Raw genomic sequence first — 9740 nt, 5'->3', positions numbered from 1 at the left:
CTCCCACAGGGGATTGGGTGCGAATGCTGTGCCAACCGACCAGCAACACGTCGCCATCGCCAGTCTTTGCTACGCTTTCGCCCGGCGCAACGACGCGAACGGGAGGCGTCCCATGAACTATTTCCTGGCCCAGGCCCTGAACAACCAATGGGCCAACCACCGGCTGCTGGGCGCATGCGCGCAATTGAACACGGCCGAATACGAAGCCTACCGCACCAGTTTTTTCCCCTCCATCCAAGCCACGCTGTGCCACATCCTTGAGGTAGACCGTTATTACCTGACTGCCCTGCAAGGCGATGTTGACGGCCAGCAACGGGATTTCTCCCAGACCCTGGCTTTCACTGATCTCAAGGAACACCAGGGCAAGACCGACCACCGGCTGGTGGCCTTCTGCGAAGCCCTGCGGGAAACCGACCTGGCCCGCTCCATCGAACTGGTGCGCGCCGACGGCAGGGTACGCGAGCGGATCGACCGGTTGCTGTTGCATCTGTTCGAGCACCAGATCCACCACCGCGGCCAGGTCCATACCATGCTCAGCGCCACCCACGTCGAGCCGCCGCAACTCGATGAGTTCTTTCTCGACTGCGACCGACGTTTCCGCGAGGTCGAAGAACAGCTGCTTCAACTCGACGGGCAGCGGGTCTGGAGCGAATATCATCCCAATTGAACCGGAGAGCTTGTCATGAACCTCACCCTTCGCTGCATTGGTTTATCGTCGTTGCTGGTCGCCACGGCGGCGTTTGCCCACCATGGCTGGAGCGAATACGACGCCAGCAACCCGCTGACGCTGGAAGGCACGATAAAGGAGTCCGGTTATTCCCATCCCCACGGCACCGTGCGCCTGCAAACCACCGACAAGACCTGGACCGTGGTGCTGGCGCCGCCATCACGCATGGAAAGCCGAGGGCTGACCAAAGACATGCTCAAGGCGGGTAACTCAGCCACCGTGGTCGGCTATGCCAACCGCAACAAACCCGATGAACTCCGTGCCGAGCGCATCACCATGGGTGACAAGACCACCGAGTTGCGCTGATGCAGGCGACAGGTCCAGCCGCGCAGGGCTGGATGGACCGGCTGGCCGACTCGTCGCTGGCATTGGCCATGCGCGACGAGCTATGGCTGTACCCGCTGGTGGAGGTGATGCACATCATCGGCTTTTCGGTGCTGGTGGGCGCGGTGGTGATGTTCGACTTGCGCGTCCTCGGCCTGACCAAGGCCATCGCCGTGACCGCCCTCGCCCGGCACCTGCTGACCTGGGCAGTTGCGGCCCTGCTGCTGATCGTACCGGCCGGGCTGATGATGTTCAGCGCGCACCCGCAGGATTTCGCCGGCAATAACGTCTTTGTCCTCAAGCTCGGTCTGATTGCAGCGGCGGGCATCAACGCCCTGCTGTTTCATGCTGGAACCTACCGTTCGGTCGAACAATGGAATACCGGCCGCAAGGCACCCGGCCTGGCACGCGTCCAGGCACTGGTATCGATCATGCTATGGATCGCGGTGATTCTCTGCGGTCGATTGCTGGCCTACACCTGAGCCATACCTGAGCCATAGCAAAAAAACACGATGGCCGCTGCCGGCCATCGCCAATCGCCCACCTCAGGCGCCCTCAGATACGTGCGGGAGACACGATGATCTTGACGTTGTGCTCCTTGTTATTGACCAACTCCTCGAAACCCTGCCCGACGATCTGCTCCAACTGGATACGCCCGGTCACCAGCGGTGAAATGTCCAGGCGCCCGTCGGCGATGAACGCGATCACGTCGGCGAACTCGCCGTTATAGGCCAGCGCGCCGAGCACCTGTTTCTCGGTGGATACCAACTCGAAGAAGTTGAACTCGCTTGGTTCTTCGAATATGCCCACCAATACGCATTTGCCAGCCTTGCGGATCAGGTCGATGGCGAACTTGGCGGTGTGCTTGTTGCCGATGCATTCGAAACTGACGTCAGCACCCAGGCCGCCGGTCAGGCGGCGTACTTCGGCCAGGGCATCGCACTGGTTGGGATCGATGACGTGGCTGGCACCGACTTCCAGCGCCTTGGCCTTGCGCGCGCCGGACATTTCCAGGGCAATCACCTGGGCCGCGCCGGCGGCCTTGGCGCACATGATGGTGCACAGGCCGATGGTGCCGGCGCCGACCACTACCACGTTCTGACCCAACAGGCTGCCGGCCTTCTTCACCGCGTGCATGCCCACCGCTAGCGGCTCGATCAACGCGCCGGCCTCGGCGGGGAAGTCCGCCGGTAGTTTGTAGAGCAGGTTGGCCGGGACGTTGACCAATTCAGCGAACGCGCCGTTGTTCATCAATCCGGTGAACGCCAGGTTCTCGCAGATGTTGTACAGCCCGTGGGTGCAGTAATAACAGGTGCCGCAATGCTGGCAGGCATCGGCCGCCACCGGCTCGCCGACGCTGAAACCTTCGACGCCGTCGCCCAATTCGACGATTTCGCCGCAGAATTCGTGGCCGAGGATGCACTGGCCCTTGATGCCGGTCAGCGGGTGCGGCGCCTCCACCGGGATGAACACTGGCCCGGCCACGTATTCGTGCAGGTCCGAGCCGCAGATTCCGCACCATTGCACGCGGATCTGCACCCAACCGGCAGGGGGCGAAACCGGCAGCGGCACGTCTTCGACGCGGATGTCGTTGCGGCCATGCCAGACGGCGGCGCGCATGCTGCGGGTCGGCTTGATTGAAACGTTCATAGCGGTGTCTCCCATTCTGGCGGGGCGGCTAATCAGTCGCCGCCCGCTCGATCAGTGCTGCTGAATGAAATCCAGGATCAATCGATTGACCTGCTCGGCTGCCTCCATCTGCACCATATGCCCCTGGCCTGGCAGCACCTCGACCCGCGCCGCCAAGCCGTCGGCATGAGCCGCCGGGATGATCGCGTCGTCACTGCCCCAGATCACCAGGGTTGGCACGTGGCCGGCCTGGACCACTTCGCGCAGGTCCACCTGTTGGCGGCCGTCCTTGAAAACACGCTCGGCCAGTTGGCGCAGGGCCGCGTCCACGCCTTCGAGGCGCTTGTACTTGAGCATGTCGTCGAGCATCTGGCGGTTGACCAGCTCGGCATTCGAGAACAGTTGCACGAGCTGCGGCTTGAGGGCATTGCGGTTGGCGGCGTCGACGAAGCCCTGCAGGTAGCTGCCATTGATCTCCGCGCCCAGGCCGGCGCTGCCGATCAGGGTCAGCGAGCGCAAGCGCTGCGGCATCAGCCGTGCGACGTTCAACGCCACCGCCCCGCCCATCGAATGCCCCACCAGGTGAGCGGCATTGATATCCAGGTGATCGAGCAAGGCCAGCACCACGCCACTCAATTCATCGAGGTCGCCACGCTGCAGGGTTTTCGCCGATTCACCATGGCCCGGCAGGTCCAGGGCAATGACCCGCCGTCCGGCGGCCAGGGCTTCATGGTTGAACAGCCAGTTGTTCAGGTCGCCGCCAAAACCATGTATCAGCACCAGCGGCGTGCCGCCTTCACCGCGCTCGAAGTAACGGATCAGCCGGCCATCCAGCTCGATTTTCTGCGGTTTCGGGCCGCTGTCCTCATCGGCGGCGTCGCCCGGGACGAAACTGGATTGGAACTGCTCGATAACCGCATCGATCTCGGCGTCGCTGGCCTCGCCTTCGACGACGCCGCCGAGCAAGGCGCCGACCGGCAGGGTTTCGTCCTGGCGGGCGACCTGCCGACGCAGGATGCCGGAAAACGGCGACTCCACGCTGCTGGAGATCTTGTCAGTCTCGACGTCCAGCACTTCATCGCCCTTGGTGATGGCCTGCCCCTCTTCCTTGAGCCAGGCATCGACCCGGCCCACGGTCATCGACAGGCCCCACTTGGGCATGGTCAGGGTAAAAATCTGGCTCATCAGCGCTTGCTCCACTCGATCACGTTGAGCACGGCTTGTTCGATCTTCGCCGCGTCGGGGATGTACAGGTCTTCCAGGGAATCGGAGAACGGCACCGGGGTATGCGGCGCGGTGACCATTTCAATCGGCGCCTTGAGCGCACCGAAGGCTTTTTGCGCGACCAGCGCCGAGATATCGGTGGCCATCGAGCAGCGCGGGTTGGCCTCGTCGATCACCACCAAGCGGCCGGTCTTCTCGACACTTTCGAGGATGCTGTCCTCGTCCATCGGGCTGGTGGTGCGCAGGTCGATCACCTCGCAATCGATGCCGCGCCCGGCGAGGTTGCGCGCCGCGTCCATAGCGGTATTGACCAACCGGCCATAGGACACCAGGGTGATGTCCTTGCCGTCACGCAGGAAGTTGGCTTCGCCGAACGGCACGCTGTAGAGCTCCTCGGGCACCTCGCCTTGCATGCTGTAGAGCAACTTGTGCTCGCAGAAGATCACCGGGTCGTTGTCGCGAATCGCCTGGATCAGCAGGCCCTTGGCGTCGTAGGGCGATGACGGGCAGACCACTTTCAGCCCCGGAATGTGCGTCCACAAGGACGTGAGCATCTGCGAGTGCTGGGCGGCGGCGCGCAGGCCGGCGCCGCCCATGGGGCGGATGACCAGGGGCGTGGCGGCCTTGCCGCCGAACATGTAGCGAAACTTCGCCGCCTGGTTGAGGATCTGGTCCAGGCAGCACCCGGCGAAGTCGACGAACATCAGTTCGCACACCGGGCGCACGCCGCAGGTAGCCGCGCCGACCGCCGCGCCGACGTAGCCGATCTCGGAGAGCGGGGTATCCAGCACGCGTCCGGGAAACTGCTCGTAAAGCCCCTTGGTGACGCCAAGCACGCCGCCCCAAGCGTCGTTTTCACCGGGTGCACCGGCGCCGCCAGCGACGTCCTCGCCCATGATGAACACGCTGGAATCGCGGCGCATTTCCTGGGCCAGGGCTTCGTTGATCGCCTGCTGATAGCTGATTTTTCTCGCCATGATGGGATTCTCTGTTCTTGTTTTAAGGGGATTCAGGGATAGCTGACGTAGACATCGGTCAGCAGGTCGGCAGCTGCGGGCTTGGGATCGGACTTGGCCTTGTACACGGCGTTTTCGATCAGCAGCTCGACTTCCTTGTCGACCTGGTCCAACTGCTCGACCGTGAGCAGGCCGGCCCGCGTGGTGCGCTCGCGGAACTGCATCAGGCAGTCCTGGTTCTCGCGAAAATGCTTGACCTCGTCCGGCGCGCGATAGGTCTGGGCGTCGCCCTCGAAGTGGCCGTAGTAGCGGGTCAGCTTGACCTCGATCAGCGACGGCCCTTCCCCGGCCCGGGCGCGCTCGACGGCGGCACCGGCCGCTTCATGCACGGCGAAGAAGTCAAAGCCGTCGACCGTCACCCCGGGCATGCCGAAGCCGGCGGCGCGGTCGGCGATGTGATCGCAGGCCACCGACCAGTTCGACGCGGTGGCTTCGGCGTAGCCATTGTTTTCCGCGATGAACAGGCACGGCAGGTTCCACACCGAGGCCATGTTCATGGCTTCGAACACCGCGCCTTCGTTGGAGCCGCCGTCGCCAAAAAACACCACGGCGACGCTGTCGGTGCCCTTGAGCCGGGCCGCCAGGGCGGCGCCGACCACCAGGGGCGCGCCGGCGCCGACGATGCCGTTGGCACCGAGCATGCCTTTCTCGAAATCGGCAATGTGCATCGAGCCACCCTTGCCTTGGCAGACGCCGGTTTTCTTGCCGTAGATCTCGGCCATCATCCCGTAGACATCGACGCCCTTGGCAATGCAATGACCATGGCCCCGGTGGTTGGAGGCGATGCAATCGTCATCGCCCAGATGGGCCATGACGCCAGCGGCCGAAGCTTCTTCGCCAGCGTACAGGTGAACAAAACCGGGGATCTCGCCGGTGGCGAACTCCACGTGCAAGCGCTCTTCGAAGGCGCGGATGGTGCGCATCACTTGATAGGCGTGCAGCAATTGATCGTGGGTGAGCGGTGTCGACATTTTTATTCTCCAGGGGTGTCTTCTTGAAGGTTCAAGGGGTGTTGCGGGTGCTCGCGACCGATGGCCAACAAGCGTTGTTGCGCGGCGTAGCTGAGCACCGCGTTGACGTCGATGCTCAGCGGGCCGCCGGCATCGAGGGTGATCGTGGGTCGGTCATGGGCGTTGAATTCGATTTCCCGCTCGCCGTCCAGGGCCAGCGTGCCGCTGGACAGCGACAAGCCGTGGGCAACGCCGGGCTCCAAAGGGCCGGCGGCGAGCACGCCACAGCCCTGCAGCAGACCGGGGGCCAGCGGCACCAGCAGCGCTTCGGGCGATTGCGGGTCCAGGCGCATCCAGGCGCCGCCCGGGGCCTGGCGGGACACCGGGAACCACAAGCCGCACAGCGCCGACAGGCCAATGGATTGCGGTTCAGCAAAGGTCACGAAGACTTCGGCCAGATCCTGCGCCCGGCTGATGGCCCGCGCGCCGACAAAGCGCAGCGGCGACACGGCGACGTCCACCAGGGCGACTTCGCGCAAGCCACGCCCGGCGTCACAGACCAGCAGGCGTTTGTTGCGACGCAAACCGATGTGCTCGGGAATCCGCCCGCTGGCGTACAACCCGCCGGCCAGCCCGGCACTGGTGGCCTCGCGCAGTTCCGGGAAGGCATTGTTGGTGCCGGTGGAAAGGGTCAGCAACGGGATGTCACCGACTTCAGCGGCCACTGCCTTGTGGGTACCGTCGCCGCCGAGCACGGCGATCAGCGCCACTTCGCGCTCGGCCATCAGGCGCGCGGCCCGGCGGGTGTCCTCGACGGTCTGGCGCAGGGTCAGGTCAAGAAACTCCAGGGCCGGCCAACGGCTGCTACGGGCCTGGCGGCTGTGGCTGTTCTTCAGCACGGCGGCGGCCATGCCGATCATGTCGGTCGGCATCAGCACTCGTTCGATGCCGGTGGCGCCGAACGCGGCCAGCAGACGCTGGATCACCGAGACTTTGTCGGTACTGGAAAACAGCCCGGCGTTGGCGGTCAGGCGGCGTACGTCGCGGCCCGATGCGGGGTTGGCGATGATGCCGACGGTGAGCGGACGGCGACTCATGTCGCCACCACGGGGTAGACAGGCAAATGACCTGGGCAGATAGACATAGGCACCTCTTCTTATTCTTGGAAGCCCACCTGATGTGGGTCCAAGGCCTTGAGCAAGGCCAGTGCCAGTTACCCGTTGAATGCTGGAAAGCCTCGATATAGAGCCCTTTAAACGCAAATTCGGGTGCGCTGGGAAGGGGTTTGGTGAGACGCCACATGTCAGCCTGCACGGGACGACGGCGAGACGCTGAGACGTGGCGTCTCACCCCGATGCCTGCGCTGCGCCGGGCTTGCCGGCGCCCGGTGATCAGCGCTTAATGTGCGCACAACGACAAGCAGCTGAACCGGAGGCCCCTATGCTTTCCGCTCACTCCCGGGCGCATGTGGATTGCGTCAGCCGCGTGCTGAAGACCGCCACGCAACTGCCGCAGCTGCCGGTGCCGGACCTGATTCTCGACTCCTGGCGCCGCTCCATGGAGCAACACCACCTGGACCCCGGCTCGCTGCAGGGCCCGCGCATCCTCTCCAACGACGTGCTCAAGCAATGTCGCGAGCGCTCGGAACTGTTCCTCAACATCGCCAGCGATGAAGTGGCGCGCCTGCATGGCCGGGTGCGCGATGCCGACTATTGCGTGCTGCTGACCGATGCCCAGGGCCAGACCATCGACTACCGGGTGGAAACCACCCTGCGCAACGACTGCCGCAAGGCCGGGTTGTACCTGGGCACCTGTTGGTCGGAGGGTGAAGAAGGCACTTGCGGCGTGGCGGCGGTGCTCACCGCCAGGACGGCGGTGACGGTACACAAGCGCGACCACTTTCGCGCCGCGTTCATCGGCCTGACCTGCTCCGCCGCGCCGGTCTTCGATCCGCAAGGAGAACTGCTCGGGGTGCTGGACGTTTCGGCGGTGCGTTCGCCGGACGATCGACGCTCCCAGCACCTGATCCGGCAAATGGTGGTGCAAAGCGCACGGGAGATCGAACAGGCGTTTTTCATGAGCAGTGCCCAGGGCTACTGGGTCTTGCGCGCCCATCGCAACGCCGGCTATGTCGACAGCCAGCCGGATTTCCTGTTCGCCTGGGATGACGACGGTTGCCTGCAAGCCCTGAACCCGGCGGCGCGCCATTACTTGCTGGAGCGCTACGGCCAGTTGCCCCGGCATATCAGCCAAGTCTTCGACCCGCAGCTGTTGCACCGCGCCCGTGACGAAAGCCTCTATCCGCTCGACCCATTCCTGCATGGCCGCCTGAGCGCGCCGCGACGCCGGGCGACCCCACGCAAGCGCGCCACGATGGCCCCGACCGAGCTCGATCCACGCCTGGCCGACAGCCTGAACCTGGCGGTGCGGGTCAAGGATCGCAACCTGCCGGTGCTGATCCAGGGCGAGACCGGTTCCGGCAAGGAAGTCTTTGCCCGCCAGTTGCATCAGGCCAGCCGGCGTCGAGAGCGACCTTTCGTGGCCCTGAACTGCGCGGCGATTCCGGAAAGCCTGATCGAAAGCGAATTGTTCGGTTATGTCGCCGGCGCCTTTACTGGCGCTTCGGCCAAAGGCATGCAGGGCCTGCTGCTACAAGCCGATGGCGGCACGCTGTTTCTTGACGAAATCGGCGACATGCCCCTGAGCCTGCAGACCCGTCTGTTGCGGGTACTGGCCGAAGGCGAAGTGGCGCCGCTGGGCGCGGCGCGGCGCAAGGCGGTGGACATTCAGGTGATCTGCGCCACCCACCGTGACCTGGAAACCCTGGTGGCAGCCGGCGAGTTTCGCGAGGATCTGTACTTCCGCCTCGGCGGTGCCCGGTTTCAATTGCCGCCGTTACGCGAGCGCACAGACCGGCTGGCGTTGATCAACCGCATCCTCGAGGAAGAATCGACCCTGTGCGGGGGCGCGGTGCAGCTGAGCGGCCCAGCGCTGGAATGCCTGCTCGGTTATCACTGGCCGGGCAATGTGCGCCAGTTGCGGCATGTGCTGCGTTATGCCTGCGCGGTCTGCGACGGGAGCGTGCTCCAGCCCAGCCATTTGCCGGACTCACTGCATGGCAGCGAAACCGCTGCTCGGGGGCCAGAACCCAGCGCCAGCCCGGAACGCCAGGCATTACTCGACGCCCTGATGCGTCACCGCTGGAAACCCACCCCGGCGGCCCGGGCCCTGGGTATTTCCCGCGCGACGCTGTATCGCCGGGTGCATCAGCATGGCATCGAAATGCCTGGCAGGAGCCCCGGCTGAGCCCTTATCGTCGGGCCAGTTCGTGACGCACGCATTGTTCGTAATAGGTCTGCTTGACGGCGGCAGGTTTGAGCCGCGATGCGCTGTTGTAGGTCTGCTCGGTAATGCCCAGGGCAGTCATGCGCATCCAGGGGCGCGGAAATTTGCGCACTTGCAGCTTCTTGCGCGCCCCATACAGGCTCACACCGGACAGCTTCGACGCCTGGGCGCCCGCCGCAATGTCCGAACCCCAGCGACACACCGACTGCTGGTTCGGGGTAAGCGCCCTGGCCTGGGCTTCAAGCGAGACAGCGGCCAGCAACATGGCCGCCGCGATCCAGATAGAAACGCGCATAGGTTTGTCGTCCAACTTTCTGAAATGAAAGAAGTTTGACCTGGTGTGGATGAGCAAGGGGCCAGCATTTTCACTTCTCTCCGATTTTTGCAGCGGGACTTAGAAACCACTTCGTGAATATCTTATAACCCATTAACTTTTAAGTACTTTTGTTTTCGTCAACGAGTACTTGTACAGCTGTTCTCCGTTCTGGAATCCGCATACCCGTGGGGGGGGGGGGGGGGGGGGGG

At 64.1% G+C, this 9740-nt stretch carries 10 protein-coding genes; 4 read left to right on the top strand and 6 right to left on the bottom strand.

What is annotated here, in order from left to right; genetic code table 11:
* The first annotated feature begins 112 nt into the window (after positions 1–112).
* From ACE04F_RS04655 to ACE04F_RS04645, 3 genes are read left to right on the top strand one after another with little or no spacing between them, the layout of a single operon-like run.
* The gene (locus ACE04F_RS04655; protein ID WP_486105219.1) at positions 113–667 is read left to right on the top strand and encodes a DinB family protein; all 555 of its coding nucleotides are present in this window, start codon (positions 113–115) and stop codon (positions 665–667) included.
* A 15-nt stretch (positions 668–682) separates the two neighbouring features.
* On the top strand, positions 683–1033 hold the full coding sequence (locus tag ACE04F_RS04650; RefSeq protein WP_486105217.1) for a DUF6152 family protein: 351 nt from the start codon (positions 683–685) through the stop codon (positions 1031–1033).
* Positions 1033–1533 carry a DUF6644 family protein gene (locus tag ACE04F_RS04645; protein WP_486105215.1) on the top strand — a complete coding sequence of 167 codons (501 nt, stop codon included), beginning with the start codon at positions 1033–1035 and terminating at the stop codon, positions 1531–1533. The genes ACE04F_RS04650 and ACE04F_RS04645 overlap by 1 nt, the downstream gene beginning before the upstream one ends.
* 73 nt (positions 1534–1606) lie before the next feature.
* On the opposite strand, the gene ACE04F_RS04640 is transcribed toward ACE04F_RS04645, so the two are convergent.
* The 5 genes from ACE04F_RS04640 to ACE04F_RS04620 form a co-directional block, all read right to left on the bottom strand.
* Positions 1607–2671: a 2,3-butanediol dehydrogenase gene (locus tag ACE04F_RS04640; RefSeq protein WP_486105229.1), complete on the bottom strand. Its 1065-nt coding sequence runs from the start codon at positions 2669–2671 to the stop codon at positions 1607–1609.
* 81 nt (positions 2672–2752) lie between these two features.
* Positions 2753–3865 (bottom strand): acetoin dehydrogenase dihydrolipoyllysine-residue acetyltransferase subunit, encoded by a 1113-nt coding sequence (locus ACE04F_RS04635; protein ID WP_486105213.1) that lies wholly within the window; start codon positions 3863–3865, stop codon positions 2753–2755.
* Positions 3865–4881, bottom strand: a complete 1017-nt coding sequence (locus ACE04F_RS04630) for an alpha-ketoacid dehydrogenase subunit beta (protein WP_486105211.1) — start codon at positions 4879–4881, stop codon at positions 3865–3867. The genes ACE04F_RS04635 and ACE04F_RS04630 overlap by 1 nt, the downstream gene beginning before the upstream one ends.
* Before the next feature lie 32 nt (positions 4882–4913).
* Entirely contained in the window at positions 4914–5891 is a 978-nt protein-coding gene (locus tag ACE04F_RS04625; RefSeq protein WP_434604870.1) for a thiamine pyrophosphate-dependent dehydrogenase E1 component subunit alpha, read from the bottom strand.
* 2 nt (positions 5892–5893) lie between these two features.
* Complete coding sequence (locus ACE04F_RS04620) at positions 5894–6967, bottom strand: ATP-NAD kinase family protein (protein WP_486105209.1); 1074 nt, start codon at positions 6965–6967, stop codon at positions 5894–5896.
* Positions 6968–7310: 343 nt separating this feature from the next.
* On the opposite strand from ACE04F_RS04620, the gene ACE04F_RS04615 reads away from it, so the two are divergent.
* On the top strand, positions 7311–9176 hold the full coding sequence (locus tag ACE04F_RS04615) for a sigma-54-dependent Fis family transcriptional regulator (RefSeq protein WP_486105207.1): 1866 nt from the start codon (positions 7311–7313) through the stop codon (positions 9174–9176).
* Between the two features lie 4 nt (positions 9177–9180).
* On the opposite strand, the gene ACE04F_RS04610 is transcribed toward ACE04F_RS04615, so the two are convergent.
* Positions 9181–9510, bottom strand: a complete 330-nt coding sequence (locus ACE04F_RS04610; RefSeq protein WP_486105205.1) for a hypothetical protein — start codon at positions 9508–9510, stop codon at positions 9181–9183.
* Between the last annotated feature and the right edge of the window lie 230 nt (positions 9511–9740).

It is taken from the genome of Pseudomonas sp. AGC41 (assembly GCF_057334555.1).
Note: the sequence above shows the minus strand (reverse complement) of the source record. Positions and strands in the feature narration are given on the sequence as shown.

Coding starts and splice junctions, on each gene's coding strand:
- ACE04F_RS04630 (WP_486105211.1), bottom strand. CDS start 4,881: ATGGCGAGAAAAATCAGCTATCAGCAGGCGATCAACGAAGCCCTGGCC.
- ACE04F_RS04625 (WP_434604870.1), bottom strand. CDS start 5,891: ATGTCGACACCGCTCACCCACGATCAATTGCTGCACGCCTATCAAGTG.
- ACE04F_RS04650 (WP_486105217.1), top strand. CDS start 683: ATGAACCTCACCCTTCGCTGCATTGGTTTATCGTCGTTGCTGGTCGCC.
- ACE04F_RS04635 (WP_486105213.1), bottom strand. CDS start 3,865: ATGAGCCAGATTTTTACCCTGACCATGCCCAAGTGGGGCCTGTCGATG.
- ACE04F_RS04615 (WP_486105207.1), top strand. CDS start 7,311: ATGCTTTCCGCTCACTCCCGGGCGCATGTGGATTGCGTCAGCCGCGTG.
- ACE04F_RS04640 (WP_486105229.1), bottom strand. CDS start 2,671: ATGCGCGCCGCCGTCTGGCATGGCCGCAACGACATCCGCGTCGAAGAC.
- ACE04F_RS04620 (WP_486105209.1), bottom strand. CDS start 6,967: ATGAGTCGCCGTCCGCTCACCGTCGGCATCATCGCCAACCCCGCATCG.
- ACE04F_RS04645 (WP_486105215.1), top strand. CDS start 1,033: ATGCAGGCGACAGGTCCAGCCGCGCAGGGCTGGATGGACCGGCTGGCC.
- ACE04F_RS04655 (WP_486105219.1), top strand. CDS start 113: ATGAACTATTTCCTGGCCCAGGCCCTGAACAACCAATGGGCCAACCAC.
- ACE04F_RS04610 (WP_486105205.1), bottom strand. CDS start 9,510: ATGCGCGTTTCTATCTGGATCGCGGCGGCCATGTTGCTGGCCGCTGTC.